This window comes from Bacillus sp. SD088, from assembly GCF_017355205.1.
In the GTDB taxonomy this organism is placed as follows: Bacteria; Bacillota; Bacilli; order Bacillales; family Bacillaceae_C; genus Lederbergia.
This window is the reverse complement of sequence record NZ_JADIJK010000011.1, coordinates 26,794-42,218: the sequence shown is the minus strand read 5'-3', so window position 1 is coordinate 42,218 and position 15,425 is coordinate 26,794. Positions and strand designations below refer to the sequence as shown.

Here is a 15,425-nt window from a genome sequence, read left to right as displayed (position 1 = left end):
GACGTCAGTGTATTTACCCGACTTGGACCTTTTTATCTTCCTTTTTGAACACGCCCTATATCGCTTATTTATCTTTTAACAACTCAAAGACTTGCTCCACATCTTTGTCTCCACGTCCGGAAATATTTATAATGATCGTTTGATCTTTTTCAAGCGTTGGGGCAAATTTTAGTGCATATGCAACTGCATGGGCACTTTCCAATGCTGGGATGATCCCCTCTGTTTTAGAGAGAATGCGAAATGCATCCAATACATCTTCATTGCTTACCGCTACATATTCTGCCCGGCCTGTTATTTTTAATTGGCTATGCTCAGGGCCACTTCCGGGATAATCCAATCCTGCTGCAATCGAATAGGTTGGCAATGGGGTACCTTCCTCATCTTGTAAAAGGAGACATTTAAATCCATGGATAACGCCAGGTGTTCCAGTTGTTAAGGTTGCAGCTTTATCTGGTTCCACGCCAATTAAACGAACTTCTTCATCCTCTAAATACTCTGCAAATGAACCGATCGCATTACTACCGCCACCGATACAGGCAATCACCGCATTTGGCAATTTTCCCTCTTTTTTCAAGATTTGCTTCTTACTCTCTTTACTGATTACAGATTGAAATTGTTTAACCATTGCTGGATATGGATAAGGACCAACAGCTGAGCCTAATAGATAAAATGTATTCTCGTAATTTTCAACAAGATCTGCTAACGCTTCATCCACAGCTTCTTTTAGTCGTCCCTGTCCTTTTGTTACGGCTACAACTTTTGCCCCTAATAATTCCATCCGAAAAACATTTAAAGCCTGTCTTTTTGTATCCTCTGCTCCCATATAAATCACACATTCCATGCCAAACATCGCACAAACAGTGGCTGTTGCTACTCCATGCTGGCCAGCTCCCGTTTCGGCAATCACTCGTTTCGCTCCCATTCGCTTTGCTAACAAAATTTGTCCGAGCACATTATTAATTTTATGAGCTCCTGTATGATTGAGATCCTCACGCTTCAAATAAATCTTTGCCCCACCTAATTCATTCGTTAATCGTTCAGCATAATAGAGTGGAGATTCTCTTCCTACATATTCTTCATAGTAATACTGCAACTCTTGATTAAATGCCTCATCATCCTTATATTGAACAAATTTCTCAGCCAAAATCTGCAATATATTTTCTAATTCTGGTGGTACATAGCTACCCCCAAATTCACCAAAATATCCTTTTTCTATTTGTTCTGTTTGATTCATCTTCTTCTCACTCCTATTTTTTAAAATAAAAAAGGGCTTCTCAAAATCCTAAAAAGGACGAGAAACCCGTGGTGCCACCTTTATTCGTCTACAACGTAAACGCTCTTATTGCTTACGACTCTTTTATCAGTGAGCCCTCCGCCATAGCCTACTTTGTTCGGCATGGTTGCTCAGAAGTCCATTCAACAAAGATTCCACACTGATTTTCACCAGCCATCAGCTCTCTACCGTGCACCTCTTGCCTACTATTCTTCCTCATTGCAAACGTTATTTTTATTCATTTTAGTATTTTGTACAGTAATAGTCAATACAAAATATCTTCTCTATTCCTTCACTATGTGATTAAATGTAAAATTACTATTCTAGTCTAAAAAATTCATGCTAGTACTATGATGTAAAAAAAATTGATAAATGAACAAGGCTATTTCAGAAAATCCGCTTTTCTCTGGATGGTATACCGATCTCGGAACAAGGATTTTCCACAATCATTCTTACTCCTTTAAAGAATGAATTATATACCGTAATACGCTCGAGAATGAGACAAAAGTGTTTTCACTCAAGACAACCAAACTAATAGGTGCATATATACCACTGCGGAAATATACTTCTCTAAGGCGGTGCGTTATTCGCCTTTAGAGCTGAACATTTAGTTATGTGCCACCCTCTCTCCGCTTGATTAAGATCCATTTCGATCGTATATCTATCGATCAGGTTGCAATTCAGATATTATATTGAAGAAGTCTTGATATGCAGAAAGATAATAATCCGCTCCAGGTTCGTTATTTTGAAATAAGCATGTGGAGATACCTAATTGTTTTGCTGGAATAATATCAATGGTTCGATCGCCGATAGCTAGATCAATTCTGTGCTTTTGGTGTAAATATTCATAGGAGGCCGTATGTGGTTTACGAGGGTAGCCATCATCTCCCGCTACGATGTCAGAGAAGTACTTTTCCCAGCCATGCGCCCGTATAGTCCTCAGTACCTCAGCACGACTGCTATGTGTCATAATCACGTTTTTATTTGCATAACTTAGCACTTCTTCTACTCCCGGAAACGGTTTGAATTCATCGGCAGGTAATTGGTTAGCAAGTAAAATAAACTGGTTCATATGTTCATCGCTCAAATTAAAAAATTGGATTCCATGTCTAAAGGAAATTTTGATTTGAGCATAGATCTCTTCCTCCGTAACATTTTCATTCTTCATCACCTGTTTTAATGCTTTTGTAAACACTGGATACGTGTCAAAAAGCGTACCATCAAAATCCCATAATATATTCAAGTGAATTCCCCCTTTCTATGCATAACAAATTGTGAGCGGCTATGCTTAAAGTTATTTTTTTCGTAAAAAGGGATAAATTGCTCCTCACAAAATAAGCTAACCACATCTATAGAAGAAAGATCATCTAGCAGTTTTGATACAAGACTCACTCCAATCCCCGACTTTTGATAATCCCGATGTACGACAACATCTTCTATGTATGCTCTAAAACGACCATCTGATACTGCCCTTGCAAATCCAATTAAAGTACCACCATCCCATACACCAATGGATAATGTAGTTCGTAACATTTGTTCAATATCTTGCTCATTTCTTTCCTTCCACCACCCTGCATCTTTATATAGCATCGTTAGCTCTGTCCCTTTGATTGCCTTTTCAGAGTGACGCAAATATTTTACTGCCAAGTGATCATCCCCTTAAAATTTCCTCCATCATCTATACATTCTCTGCTAATTTTTGAATTTTCCACTTGAACACAAACCTTTTTCATGTTTTTTTCTATAATATTAAAAAGGAGTCTGATAACAAATGGAAATAGCATTGCTTTATCTATTTGTTGGTGTTTGCATTGGTGGTTTACTGTATATGATAGCAGATTCTCGTCCTTTTTTTCTTTTTCTAATTGTGAGTATTGCTTGGTTACCACTTTTTTTGATTGGGATGACATTTGTTCCTTTTATGGGTGAAGAATGTATTTCCAATACCCATAACAGATAAACGCACAAACCCAGGAGGTCATTCCGAATATCATAACAATTGTCGTTTCCGACCACCCATATTTTAGGCTAAGATGATAATGGATTGGTGTCATTCTAAATAGCCTTTTACGCGTCCGTTTGAAATAGGCCACTTGTAAAATGACCGATAATTGTTCTGCAAAATAGACGAAAAATAAGACGGGTATTAATATTTCAACTTTTTCAAGAACGGCAAGAAAGGAAAGTGATCCTCCGATTGCTAAAGAACCCGTGTCGCCCATAAAAGCTTTTGCTGGGAAAATATTATAAATAAGAAATCCCAGCAAGCAGCCGATCATGATCAAACAAAATGTTTGTACCTCCGGCCTTTCTGATATCAAAAAAAAGAAAAAATAAGTTGGGATGGCAACAACGCCTAAAAGCCCATCCAATCCATCAGTAAAGTTGATAGCGTTTGCAGATCCGACAACAAAAAAGGCGATTACAACGATATAAAGAACAATTGGAAAATCGATTGAAATTTGCTTATAAATATGAATCTCTGTATCTATCCCCAATTTCCAAATGATGTAAAAGAGTAAAAGTCCAGTGAATCCAAATTGAAAAATGAGTTTTGTTTTCCCAGATACACCCCCAGGATCTTGTCGAGAAGCTTTCCAAAAGTCATCTAAAAACCCGATAAAACTAAACAGAATATAAATAACCGCCAGCAAAAACATAAGAGGTGTAGGGAAATAAAGTAAAGCAATGATGATTCCTACAAATAGAATTATACCAAACATTAATGGCGTACCCTTTTTCAACTGATGCGTAGAAGGTAACTCTTTTCTTATCGGTTGAATAAGTCTCATTTTCCTTAAAAATGTAATCAGTAACGGTGATAAAGCTACAACAGAGATAAATGAAATCAGTGCTGAGATGATTTGTCCCTTCAATCTTCCTACTCCCTTCCTTCTATAAATAACATGTTTTGAGAGGATTCGTATCACTCCCAAAACATTCTGTTTTTTTATTGAATGTTCATTAAACTACTTCGATATAGCTTACTAAATATCCTTGGTATTTATGATGGGAATCAAGATGGGTTCATTTAATGACCACATCTAAAAGTTCATCAGTTAACCGACCTAGCTGATGAACTTTTTCTTTCTTTAGTGGGACAAACCCTAATTTCATCATATTTTTTTGCAGTTCGGCCGGTAAACATTCAAGGTACTCTTCCATTGAGCATCCATTTGAGGTTTCAAGAAATAACCAAAATGCTTCTCCATGCATTTGCCATTTCAAATTAAAAAAATCCTTCGTATTCAACAATCGTTGGATTTTGCTATCACATAGCGTATCTTGCAATTCAGACAAACCAAATTTAGAGGCATGGCCCTGGCTTCGCAAAAACTGGCGTAATTGACGTAAGATGCAGGAAAGCTCTATACAATCTTGTTCAATTGAAATAGATGATACAGCTTGAAATTCCTCAAAATGAGACTTTAATGTTTTGATTTTCGGTATCAACGCCCCTGTTGACAGTGAATGATGATTTAAAAACAGATATAAAAATCCAGCCTCTGCCCATGCGCCCATTGCAAGATTAGTGGCTGAATAAAACTGCTGTTGACAGGTATGATCATAAGCAACCTGGATTCTTTCCTGAACGATGCCGGAAACTTGTTCAATCATTTTATATTGGCCTTTTTCTGAGGTGAAATAAGTAGTCGCACAATCTTTTATATTGTTAAATGCCCCATCCCTGTCTTGTATGATCGTTATTTCCGCTAAAAACCTGTAATCCCAAGGAGAATCGATAATGTCTTGTCTTGTTGCTAACGCTTTTACTGGCACTATCTCTAACTGTATAATCTCCTCACCATACAAAATGTCCATATGATCCGCGTGTCTATCCGAATCCGTATAAACTGTAATATCCACATCACTATATTGGTCCGCTTCTCCCCTAGCTACTGAACCACCTACGCTTGCATAGTGAACTGGCAGATCCAACTCTTGAATAAAATTCTTAGCTACTGAAAGTAATTCCATACTTCTCTTGTTCATATTGTCCCCCACACTCTTATATAGACTCCAGATATTCACCGTTTTAGATGGTACAAGGTTTACTTACTATTTTTTATTTCTCCTCCTACATTTTATAGGGGGTATTTCACTTTTTTTGCAGAACTTCCATTCTATATTGAACGAGATCATCATCTACAAATGGCGAGTCTGCTAGTCACCGTTGATTTCCGCTCCAGGCGGACGCTTTCCGGTGGCCTGCAGGATGCAGATCACACAGGCATTGCGCCAGGAGTCGCCGCCTTCCACTCCAATCAACTGAGATATTCTTTTTCTTATGGGATGCCGCCTGACAATACCACGTTCTACATTCGTATTAGTGATCATATAGAAAAGTCTCCTGGTTTTATTTGATTGAAGGAACGATTTCTTGCTCTATCACTACCTGTCCATCATATGAGCTCGACTGTTTTTGACTGTAGATCTTTTAGTTTGCGGAATGCTACTGCACATATATGATCTCTTTTCCTCTTATTATATCGCTCATGAGCATTTGTTTTGGTTAACCTATGAATATAGTACCATTGTTCGCGCCTACATATAATAGTTTTGTCGTAAACGACTGTTTTTGATCTTAAACGTTAATTTTTACCGTTTGGATCAATAAAACATGCTTCTTTATCTAGGTTTCGCTCCTTCGTAGAATAAGAGTGAGAGGTGGGTTCGTTTTCAGTTCAATTATCGAAAAAAGTTGGGTGAACAATAATAGGTGGATCCACTCATCCGTCATTGCCAGAATTTACACATTAGACCTATATTGTTTTTCTCCATCCCCAATGACTAGTGATTTCCTTCCCATTAGATTGTATAAATACTCGAATTTTTCTTTAGCAATTTTAAAGTCTTTTTCTCCATAATCTTCAGGATCATTTACATAGACATATTCTTCGTCATATCCCGTCAAAACGACGTTGTGAAGGGGCGTTGGGGCATAAACCTCCTTGCCCTCTTTCGTTTGCCAAAATCTTTCATTCGGTGTTTCATATCCAATGGTGACCCAAACAAGCACTGGCTTCCCTTGTACAACAAAATATTCTAACGTTTCAAGATTTGCTCCGGTTGAATCTACACTTTGGACGTATTGATCTGCCTGCTGTTTTAATATATTAGGAAAAATTGTATAACCAACAGAGAAGGGATCACCGACATAGCCTTGTAACGGATTTCCCCACATTTGAATCGAATTATCTTCCTCTCTTATTAATTCCGTGTTGTCATAAATATGTTCATGGGCAATCTCTTCTTTTGTGACAGAGATCCCGAAATAATTTAAAGCCATGGCTAACGAAGTGGCTTCACAGCCGGAAGGCAAGCTTGGTCGTTGCTTTGTATAAGGAATGTCTAATTGTATTTTTTTCGGTTTATCCTTCTCTTTCATATCCATCATCTGGAGTTTTACTAAAAACATGGCATTGAGGTATCCCGTATTGCCATCGTACTCAATGGGCTGATATCCATTAATAGGCTCCCCAATCACGTCAACCTGTTCCTCAGCATTAAGTGTGCCAATGATTTCCTGATCTTGACTAGGTCCTGTGCGAATATTCAATGTTGTTCTTGTCACAATATAAGTATTGTTACTCACAGATAGACTAAATTTGTCATCGGCATTTTGTTTAGTTAAATGATCAGATGCTGCACTCATAGTGAAATGATCCTCCTTACTATATTGTGATAGTACACTAAAAATAATGGCCTCCACTCCTATAAAAGTTATTTTACTAAAAATAAAGTAGAAATAAACTGATTATTAAATCACTTATTCGTATTAATCTCCACTTAGATGGGGAGAGCATTCGGTTTATTAATCTAAGAACATAGTAACATTGTTTTTTACTTTATAAACATTTTTGTCATAAACGACTGTTTTTTAATCATAAACGTCAACTTTTATAGTCATTGAGCTATAATAAATAGATAATAACTTATTAGTCGTGCAATAAAAAATGAATTTGACGAGGTGGAAATATTGCAAAAGTATGACTCCGAAGAAATAGCGATGGATCCTCTGAAAAAAGAAAAGCTCAAAAGGTACAAGCTTCTTAATCAATCCGTGATTCAGGGGGAAATTCTATTTGTTGGTTCTTCCTTAATGGAGCAGTTCCCTATCAATGAACTGCAACAAACATTAAGTAAAACCGTGATCATCTACAATAGGGGCATTGGCGGATTTGTTACAAAGGAATTGTTAGCATCCATGGATGAATGTATTTTTGAACTAGAGCCAGCAAAAATATTTATCAATATTGGCACAAATGATATCGGTTCATGTGACTACAAAAAGGAAAATTTGCTAATAAACTATGATAAAATTCTAGGTCAGATAAAGAAGAAATTACCTAATTGTAAAGTATATGTAATGGCTTACTATCCTGTTAATGCACAAGCAAATTTTCCTTCCATAGGCCAGCAACAAAAAAATGAAATGTTTAAGACACGAAATAATTCATCGCTCCAAGAAGCGAATTTAGCAATTAAAGATTTAGCTCATCACTATAATTATGAATTTATTAATGTGAATGATGGCTTAGTAGATGGAGCTGGGAATTTAAAAGAGGACTATACGGTCGAGGGGATTCACTTATGGCCAAATGCCTATGCTGTGATTCTTGAAAATTTAAAACAGTATTTATAAGCGCGTGTGCAAAAAGGCGCAAGACAGCGTTGACGCCCTCCCACTTCAAGAATTCGTGGAAAACCTAGAATTGTAAGTGGGGGATCAACAGCCAGTAAAAGCGGTCTTCTGCAGTTAATTCGGGGTAACATTTTACGCAATGCTTGCGTTCACCCATCCAATTTTTCCACGTTCAAAAAATTCCACCCTCTCTTTCCTATGATAGAAACACTTCAATATTATCTGCTCACTGCACATCAGAATACAAATTGGAATTGCGAGAAAGTCTATTAATCCGTTGCTTTCTACTGGGCCTTCAGCTTACACATTGGTTGATTCCCGAGAACGATATTAATATTCTTGCATAATCAACAAAAATACATTAAAATGACTCATAGTCATAAATGACCATTGGTCAATCGAGGGAGGCTTTGTGAATGTCGCAAAGAATGGACAAAATATTTCATGATAGAAACACCACCATCCTAAATAATGCAGAGACTTTATTTAGATTAAAGGGTTTCGATAAAGTAACGATGAATGACATAGCGAAAGAATCAGATGTCGCGAAGGGTACTTTATATTTGCATTTTAAATCAAAAGAGGAATTACTTTTTAACATTTTGATACCTAAATTGGAAGAATTTAATTCTGAGGTAGAAATCATAAATAAAAAACAGGATCTTACAAGTGATAAGATCAAAAAAATAATCACTTATGGGTTTGATAGTGACTTTTTTGACTTTACTAAAAACCATTTTCTTTATATGCATCAATTATTTAATGTGCAATATCACGATGAATTAAAAGCACTTATCGATAAGGTCATAGAGAATTTTTCACTAATCATACAAAATGGGAAAGAAAAAAACGAGATAGTCTCTTCTCTGTCTAATAATTATTTATCCCATCAATTAATGCACATTTTTGACCCTCAAATTTATTTTAGTTTAGTTGAAATTGAAAAAAATACAAAAGAGCATTTTGTTCGTAACACAATTACTTTTTATTTAAATGTATTAAATATAGCAAATAAAGGAGACTGTTAGAATGGATCTACAATTAAAAAATAAACAAGCGCTTATTACTGGGTCAACGAAAGGAATAGGAAAAGCAATAGCTTATGAACTTGCAAAAGAAGGTGTGGATGTTTTAGTTAACGGCAGAAACAATGAAGATGTAGAAATTGTTGTTCGTAACATAAAGCAAAAATATCCAGAAACGAATCCTCAAAATGCCTTTGGTAATCTACTGAATAAAGATGATAGAGAAAATATCTTCGACAATTATCCTAATGTAGATATTCTTGTAAATAATTTAGGGATATACGAAATGATGAATTATGAAGAAATCAATGATAAAGTTTGGCAGAAATATTTTGATACCAATTTTCTTGTTGCTAATAGTATGACTAGATTTTATATAGATAAAATGCGGAGTAAAAACTTCGGCAGAATTATATTTATTGCTAGTGAAGAAGCTGTCATGCCTTCGGGAAATATGCCACAATATGCCGTGACTAAATCAATGATTTTATCTTTATCCAAGTCTTTATCCTTTTTAACCAAGGGCAAAGAAGTGACAATTAATACCATTATGCCTGGACCAACATTGTCAGAGAATGTTGAAAATATACTTAAAGACATGAATGATAACTCTAGCAAGTCTTTCGAACAAATTGAAAAAGACTTTGTATTATCTAATTTGCCTGATTTATATATCGAGAGGTTTATTCGTCCTTTCGAGATTGGAAGAATGGTAGCATTTGTATGCAGCCCATATTCAGGAGCTATGAAAGGCACAGCTATTCGGATGGATGGTGGGTTGATCCCTACTATTTATTAATACAAAGCAAAAGGAGTAGCAATATTCGCTATTCCTTTTGCTATTTTCAATTTTAAATCGGATTTTGAATTATCTGTGAGAAAAAGCTTTACGGTTTTCCTTAAGTGTGCCGTAGCAATCCCATTAGGTTTATTTTGTGTTCTAAACAACAAAACCCTTATACAAAAGCAGATAAAGTGAAACTTCAATCAGTGGGGGTTTTCTTTCATCCCCCACTGATTGGTAGTTGAACAAATCGGGCTTTTACTGGCTGTTGATCCCCCACTTACAATTCTAGGTGTTCCACGAATTCTTGAAGTGGGGGTCTTACAGCCAGTTAACGCGGGATAAAAATGTTCCTTTTTATTTGGAAGAAAAAGAGCACACAGAAAAATAATCTTATTGTAAGTTCTTAATTTCATTTGTAACAGTGAGTGAGAGCCTTACTTATTACATTAAGTGTATTAAATGGAAGACAATACCAACCACAAACAATCCAAGAATCATAATGATAGGAGAAACTTTTTTTCTAAGCAACCACATGCTTAGAAGGGTTAAACCCAACCCAGCTAAACCAGGAATTAAACTATCCAAATTATCTTGTAAAGTCGTTATTTTGTGAGCAGTCAATGAAAGACCTTCTGCTTGTTGTTGCAATGCCGTTTTAATCCCTTCTGCTCCTGCAGGCAAATTCTCCCAATCTATATAAGCCCCTTCATCAAGCTTCACTCTAGCCACAACAGGCGTGAATTGGACAGTAACCCATCGATTCACTAATGCACCAAGGATAAACATACCCAAGATTGAGGCACCTTTGGTTATATCTTGGAGTACTCCACCAGATAAGTCGTCTGTAATTTTTGAACCAGCTTTGTAACCAGATTCTTGTGTATACCACATAAATGCCATACGAATAATATTCCATGCAACGAAGTAAATAATGGGTCCAAGTAGATTACCGGTCATAGCAAGAGAAGCCGCTAGCGCACCAAGGATTGGTTTAACCGTGAACCAGAATACAGGATCACCGATACCTGCTAAAGGACCCATCATCCCAACTTTAACCCCCTGAATCGCTGCGTTATCAACCGGCGCCCCATTTGCCCGTTCTTCTTCAAGCGCTAAAGTGACTCCAATAATAGGTGAAGCGACATAAGGATGGGTATTAAAGAACTCTAAGTGACGTTTTAATGCAGCAGCACGATCTTCTTTTGTTTTATATAATCTTTTGATTGCGGGGATCATTGAGAATGCCCAACCACCGTTTTGCATACGTTCATAGTTCCAAGAACCTTGTATAAAAGTAGAACGCCACCAAATAGCTATACGATCTCTTCGCGATAATCTTAGTTCCTTTTCCATTTTTATGTTCCCTCCTTTTTAGTAATTATCAATAATATCGCCTAGTGGATCGCCGGTATTATTTCCGCCATTACCAGAACCGCCTTGTTTGGAAAGTGCTAAATAAATAAGTGCAAGCGCCACTCCAATAGCACCTAGACCGATAAGTGTAATTTCTGAAATAGTTGCTAATACGAAACCAATTGCGAAGAATGGCCATACTTCTTTTGTGGCCATCATGTTAATAACCATTGCATAACCAACGGCTACGACCATTCCCCCACCGATTGCTAAACCACTTGTCATCCACGTCGGCATTGCTTCAAGCATTTCTCGAACTGGACCTGCACCAATTGCTAGGATTAACGCTGCTGGAATTGCAATACGTAATCCTTGCAAGATGATCCCGACAATATGCCACAGTTCAACTTTTCTTATGTCTCCTTCATTCGCTGCAGCATCCATTAAATGAACCAATCCTGTTGCAATTGTACGGACGATGATCGTTAATAATAAACCTGCTACAGCAAGCGGAACGGCAATCGCAATCGAAGATGTCACACCAGCCTCACCTTGCCCACTTAAAACTAAAATAATGGCAGACGCAACCGATGCTAACGCAGCATCCGGCGCTACGGCTGCTCCAATATTCGCCCAACCTAAGGCGATCAATTGAAGAGTACCACCTAGGACAAGGCAGGGTGCTAAGTTTCCAGTAACCAAGCCGATTAACGTACAAGCAATGATAGGTTGGTGAAAGTGGAATTCATCCAAAATTCCTTCCATACCAGCCAAAAATGCGATGATAACGACTAATATGATTTGAATCACGTTTAAATCCATTATTAGTCCCTCCGTTTTCTCTATATAGTATAGTAGAATTATTTTTGTTTGTTTAACTCTGCTTGAGCTCTCCTGATAATTTCATTCATGTTTCCTTTCGAATCGTTCGGAACTTTACGTACATCAAATTTCAAACCAGCTTCCTTCAACTTGGCGAACGTGTCAATATCTTCTTGATTAAAGGCCAAAACCTTATTTGGTTGCACTTTACCAGGTGAATGGGCCATCGAACCAACGTTGATCGTCTCTAATGGTACTCCACCTTCAACCGCTCTAAGCACATCTTGTGGATTTTCAAAAAGAAGTAACGCGCGCTGACCGCCGAAATGTTGATCATCTTTTGCGAGTTCGATCATTTTTTTAACAGGAACAACATGTGCCTTTACACCTGAAGGAGCAGCCTGTTGGATCAATTTCTTACGGAGTTCATCTTTAGCTACTGCATCAGATACAACAATGATACGTGTAGGCTGTACCGTTTTTGTCCAAGCAGTTGCTACTTGTCCATGAAGTAAACGAGAGTCAATCCGTGCTAATACGTATTCAAATTTACCAGGTGCTCCTACATTTGATGGTCTTGCAACATCTGTACCAGTTGCTTTCGCTGGTTCTAATTCTTCAGGTTTTACTTTAACCCCTTCTTTGGCAGTGTCCATGATATGCGTAGCAATTTCATGCGCTCTGTTCATTGAGAAACGTGATGCATAGGCCTCAATCAACATCGGTAAGTTCATACCCGCAACGATTGCCCATTTATCTTTGTGTTCTTCAGACAAGCTGTTGGCTTGATTGAAAGGAGTTCCCCCCCAAAGATCGACTAAGAACAATACTTCGTCTTGATTGTCGAAAGAGGCAATAGCTTCTAGCATTTTTGCCTTAACATCTTCAGGTCCTTCACTTGGCATTAAAGTGACAGCCCTTACATTTTCTTGTTCACCAAAGATCATTGCTCCAGATTTCATAATTCCACTGGCAAATTCACCGTGACTAGCAATGATAATTCCTACCATTTTTTTACCTCCCTATTATATTTTTACAACTAAATAATCATCCATAAAATGAAAGGTATGGATATAGATTCCCTTTAATTGTCCAGTTCAATCAATGCTTTTTACTCACCCCCGGTCGAGATAGTAATACGCAAAAAATAATTGCAATCTAAATTCATTTTGTAAACGCTGTAAAAATAGGGTTGAATAAACTGGTTGTATTTTAAAAATGTTTGCCTGTCCTGTAAAAAATTTATTTTTTTTCTTTACCCTTCAATCCGAGTTTGATAACCTCAAAGAAACTCAATGATTGGACCATATGATTCGGATCAACATATTCACGAATGGTTCGTAGAACTTTTTTTGGATCTTTAGAAGAAAACAAAAATGTTCCACTTCGCTTTGTTTGTAGAGCATAGCGTGGAATCCATTTCCCTTTGAACATCACTGAAGCGATCACATGATCAACTTCTTCCCAAGGGATTTGAATAAACTTACGTGCGTCACGATCATTGAAGAATTCAAATCCTTTGTCACCGATCATGATCTTACCGTACTCTGAAATTCCCATATGGGAGGTGGCATCAATAACTAAATCGACTTTTGTATTGATTGATTGGACCATTTGATGCACTCCATTTCTCTCTTTTAAGATTCATTATAAGCGTTTTCTCACTTTATGCAAAAATATTTGGAGTAGGAAAGATTATGTATTTCCTTTAAATTTGCATTACTTCATGTTTGGAAGATATAAATAATTCTTCACACAGACGTTCGTTTATGACAGAGAACTCATGAGTTAGACCAACGAAGGGAACCATTGAGAAAAGTGTCTTTGGACGATTAATAAATAAAAGGAACACTTAAGCGATGATTGACTTGTCTTTTATTCTATGTACTGTACTATAAAATTAAATAAGATATAAATTCCATAGATTTAGAAAAAGAAGGTGTTTAATATTGGAAACAGAAATTGCAAATATTATTACAACCATTGCTTCCATCACGATTTTTATTAACTTATTATTGGCATTAGGTGTATTGTTTTTTGAAAAACGTGATCCCGGATATACTTGGGCGTGGTTATTAGTCTTATTCTTCCTGCCTATTGTCGGATTCTTAATTTATATCTTTTTAGGACGCAGTTTAAAACAGAATAATTTCTATCGATTAACAAAAGAGGAACAAAAGCTGCTTAAAGAAGAAGTTGATACACAATTAAAGATAATAGATGAAGAAAAACGAACTGATGTACCATGGTTAACACAGTATGAGGAGCTTATCACAATGAATTTGCGTTCCTCACACGCGAGGTTATCTGAAGATAATGAAATGGTTATATTTAATGACGGCCATAAGAAATTTGATGCACTTCTGGAAGATATTATGGCTGCGAAACAAGAGATTAATATTCAATATTATATCATTCAACCTGATAATCTTGGAAGAAAACTTAGAGATGCACTAATAACAAAAGCAAAAGAGGGTGTAAAAGTCCGGGTTTTATACGATGAAGTCGGTTCAAAAAAATTGTCATCCAGGTTCTTTAAGGATTTAAAACAGGCTGGCGGACGAGTACGTGTTTTCTTCCCAGCCTTTTTAAAACTGATTAATTTCCGGATCAATAACCGGAATCACAGAAAGCTGGTCATTATTGATGGTGCACTTGCTTATATTGGCGGCTTCAATGTGGGTGACGAATATCTTGGTAAAGATAAGAAATTCGGCTATTGGCGGGATACACATTTTAAAATATATGGAAATGCAGTCAATGATATTCAAGCCAGGTTTATTATGGACTGGCATCAGGCTGGTAAAGACAAACAACATGATGATTATAAGGAGTTTTGCTTTCATCTAGAACAGCACCACGGGAAAAGTCCAGTACAGATCGTTTCCAGCGGTCCAAATTCAAAAACAGAACATCTAAAGAATATGTATATTAAAATGATACTTTCTGCAAAGGAAAGTGTTTGTATCCAAACACCATATTTCATACCAGATACCAGCTTTATGGATGCTTGTAAAATGGCGCTTTTATCTGGAGTAGATATACGGATTATGATTCCCTGCAAGCCGGATCATCCATTCGTATATTGGGCAACCTGGGCATATGCAGGGGATTTACTGGACTACGGTGCAAAAATATTACTCTATGATAATGGCTTTCTACATGCCAAAACAATTGTGGTAGATAAAAAAATTGCTTGTGTAGGAACAATGAATATTGATTCTCGAAGCTTCCGATTAAATTTTGAAGTAAGTGCAGCTACATATGATGAAAATGTTGCTGAAGAATTGTACCGTATATTTGAAGAAGACTGCAAACTGTGCTCTGAATTAACGTCAGAGCGCTATAGCAAACGCTCCTTATGGATTAAATTCAAAGAAGGTATTTCCCGTTTACTTTCACCAATTCTATAACAAATCATATTAAGAATAAAAAAGTTCCAAGCAATAAAAAGTTTGCTTTGGAACCTTTTTGTAACATTCCTATAATTGTCTGTGATTTGATTTTCTGTTTATCCCG

16 protein-coding genes and 1 other annotated feature are annotated in these 15,425 nt (G+C 36.8%); of the genes, 5 read left to right on the top strand and 11 right to left on the bottom strand.

The window, feature by feature from the left end; genetic code table 11:
• Positions 1-64: 64 nt before the first annotated feature.
• The 3 genes from trpB to IPU53_RS11185 form a co-directional block, all read right to left on the bottom strand.
• Positions 65-1,234, bottom strand: coding sequence for a tryptophan synthase subunit beta (gene trpB / locus IPU53_RS11195; RefSeq protein ID WP_207450737.1), 1,170 nt, complete (start codon positions 1,232-1,234; stop codon positions 65-67).
• A 50-nt stretch (positions 1,235-1,284) separates the two neighbouring features.
• Positions 1,285-1,502, bottom strand: a binding site (T-box leader).
• Between the two features lie 432 nt (positions 1,503-1,934).
• Positions 1,935-2,516, bottom strand: coding sequence for an HAD-IA family hydrolase (locus IPU53_RS11190; protein ID WP_207450735.1), 582 nt, complete (start codon positions 2,514-2,516; stop codon positions 1,935-1,937).
• Complete coding sequence (locus IPU53_RS11185) at positions 2,513-2,863, bottom strand: GNAT family N-acetyltransferase (RefSeq protein ID WP_207450924.1); 351 nt, start codon at positions 2,861-2,863, stop codon at positions 2,513-2,515. Before IPU53_RS11185 ends, IPU53_RS11190 begins: the two co-directional genes overlap by 4 nt.
• 181 nt (positions 2,864-3,044) lie before the next feature.
• On the opposite strand from IPU53_RS11185, the gene IPU53_RS11180 reads away from it, so the two are divergent.
• Positions 3,045-3,233, top strand: a complete 189-nt coding sequence (locus IPU53_RS11180; protein ID WP_207450733.1) for a hypothetical protein — start codon at positions 3,045-3,047, stop codon at positions 3,231-3,233.
• Here IPU53_RS11180 and mraY read toward each other — a convergent pair.
• From mraY to IPU53_RS11160, 4 genes are all read right to left on the bottom strand, one after another.
• Positions 3,193-4,149, bottom strand: coding sequence for a phospho-N-acetylmuramoyl-pentapeptide-transferase (gene mraY, locus IPU53_RS11175; protein WP_207450731.1), 957 nt, complete (start codon positions 4,147-4,149; stop codon positions 3,193-3,195). The two genes, IPU53_RS11180 and mraY, sit on opposite strands and share 41 nt — an antisense overlap.
• Before the next feature lie 151 nt (positions 4,150-4,300).
• Complete coding sequence (locus IPU53_RS11170) at positions 4,301-5,266, bottom strand: nucleotidyltransferase domain-containing protein (protein ID WP_207450730.1); 966 nt, start codon at positions 5,264-5,266, stop codon at positions 4,301-4,303.
• 171 nt (positions 5,267-5,437) lie between these two features.
• The gene (locus IPU53_RS11165; RefSeq protein ID WP_207450729.1) at positions 5,438-5,611 is read right to left on the bottom strand and encodes a hypothetical protein; all 174 of its coding nucleotides are present in this window, start codon (positions 5,609-5,611) and stop codon (positions 5,438-5,440) included.
• A 412-nt stretch (positions 5,612-6,023) separates the two neighbouring features.
• The gene (locus tag IPU53_RS11160) at positions 6,024-6,929 is read right to left on the bottom strand and encodes a C39 family peptidase (RefSeq protein WP_207450728.1); all 906 of its coding nucleotides are present in this window, start codon (positions 6,927-6,929) and stop codon (positions 6,024-6,026) included.
• Positions 6,930-7,253: 324 nt separating this feature from the next.
• Between IPU53_RS11160 and IPU53_RS11155 the strand changes: the two genes are divergently transcribed.
• The 3 genes from IPU53_RS11155 to IPU53_RS11145 all read left to right on the top strand — a co-directional run bounded on the left by IPU53_RS11155 (position 7,254) and on the right by IPU53_RS11145 (position 9,743).
• Positions 7,254-7,919: a GDSL-type esterase/lipase family protein gene (locus tag IPU53_RS11155; protein WP_207450727.1), complete on the top strand. Its 666-nt coding sequence runs from the start codon at positions 7,254-7,256 to the stop codon at positions 7,917-7,919.
• Positions 7,920-8,335: 416 nt separating this feature from the next.
• A complete protein-coding gene (locus IPU53_RS11150; protein WP_207450726.1) occupies positions 8,336-8,947 on the top strand; it encodes a TetR/AcrR family transcriptional regulator in 612 nt (203 codons plus the stop codon).
• Between the two features lies 1 nt (position 8,948).
• A complete protein-coding gene (locus IPU53_RS11145; protein WP_207450724.1) occupies positions 8,949-9,743 on the top strand; it encodes an SDR family NAD(P)-dependent oxidoreductase in 795 nt (264 codons plus the stop codon).
• Positions 9,744-10,172: 429 nt separating this feature from the next.
• Here IPU53_RS11145 and IPU53_RS11140 read toward each other — a convergent pair whose 3' ends face one another.
• The 4 genes from IPU53_RS11140 to IPU53_RS11125 all read right to left on the bottom strand — a co-directional run bounded on the left by IPU53_RS11140 (position 10,173) and on the right by IPU53_RS11125 (position 13,520).
• Complete coding sequence (locus IPU53_RS11140; protein WP_207450722.1) at positions 10,173-11,084, bottom strand: PTS system mannose/fructose/sorbose family transporter subunit IID; 912 nt, start codon at positions 11,082-11,084, stop codon at positions 10,173-10,175.
• Between the two features lie 18 nt (positions 11,085-11,102).
• Entirely contained in the window at positions 11,103-11,906 is an 804-nt protein-coding gene (locus tag IPU53_RS11135; protein ID WP_207450720.1) for a PTS mannose/fructose/sorbose transporter subunit IIC, read from the bottom strand.
• 38 nt (positions 11,907-11,944) lie between these two features.
• Positions 11,945-12,916 carry a mannose/fructose/sorbose PTS transporter subunit IIA gene (locus IPU53_RS11130; RefSeq protein ID WP_207450718.1) on the bottom strand — a complete coding sequence of 324 codons (972 nt, stop codon included), beginning with the start codon at positions 12,914-12,916 and terminating at the stop codon, positions 11,945-11,947.
• A 232-nt stretch (positions 12,917-13,148) separates the two neighbouring features.
• Complete coding sequence (locus tag IPU53_RS11125; RefSeq protein WP_207450716.1) at positions 13,149-13,520, bottom strand: DUF956 family protein; 372 nt, start codon at positions 13,518-13,520, stop codon at positions 13,149-13,151.
• A gap of 335 nt (positions 13,521-13,855) precedes the next feature.
• Here IPU53_RS11125 and cls point away from each other — a divergent pair, with 335 nt between their 5' ends.
• On the top strand, positions 13,856-15,319 hold the full coding sequence (cls, locus tag IPU53_RS11120) for a cardiolipin synthase (protein ID WP_242698238.1): 1,464 nt from the start codon (positions 13,856-13,858) through the stop codon (positions 15,317-15,319).
• The last annotated feature ends 106 nt before the right edge of the window (positions 15,320-15,425 follow it).

Bases quoted from the DNA above. Each gene is read 5' to 3' on its own strand.
- trpB (WP_207450737.1), bottom strand. From the start codon at position 1,234: ATGAATCAAACAGAACAAATAGAAAAAGGATATTTTGGTGAATTTGGG.
- IPU53_RS11135 (WP_207450720.1), bottom strand. From the start codon at position 11,906: ATGGATTTAAACGTGATTCAAATCATATTAGTCGTTATCATCGCATTT.
- IPU53_RS11160 (WP_207450728.1), bottom strand. From the start codon at position 6,929: ATGAGTGCAGCATCTGATCATTTAACTAAACAAAATGCCGATGACAAA.
- IPU53_RS11125 (WP_207450716.1), bottom strand. From the start codon at position 13,520: ATGGTCCAATCAATCAATACAAAAGTCGATTTAGTTATTGATGCCACC.
- IPU53_RS11170 (WP_207450730.1), bottom strand. From the start codon at position 5,266: ATGAACAAGAGAAGTATGGAATTACTTTCAGTAGCTAAGAATTTTATT.
- IPU53_RS11145 (WP_207450724.1), top strand. From the start codon at position 8,949: ATGGATCTACAATTAAAAAATAAACAAGCGCTTATTACTGGGTCAACG.
- IPU53_RS11140 (WP_207450722.1), bottom strand. From the start codon at position 11,084: ATGGAAAAGGAACTAAGATTATCGCGAAGAGATCGTATAGCTATTTGG.
- IPU53_RS11180 (WP_207450733.1), top strand. From the start codon at position 3,045: ATGGAAATAGCATTGCTTTATCTATTTGTTGGTGTTTGCATTGGTGGT.
- IPU53_RS11185 (WP_207450924.1), bottom strand. From the start codon at position 2,863: ATGCTATATAAAGATGCAGGGTGGTGGAAGGAAAGAAATGAGCAAGAT.
- IPU53_RS11165 (WP_207450729.1), bottom strand. From the start codon at position 5,611: ATGATCACTAATACGAATGTAGAACGTGGTATTGTCAGGCGGCATCCC.
- IPU53_RS11130 (WP_207450718.1), bottom strand. From the start codon at position 12,916: ATGGTAGGAATTATCATTGCTAGTCACGGTGAATTTGCCAGTGGAATT.
- IPU53_RS11150 (WP_207450726.1), top strand. From the start codon at position 8,336: ATGTCGCAAAGAATGGACAAAATATTTCATGATAGAAACACCACCATC.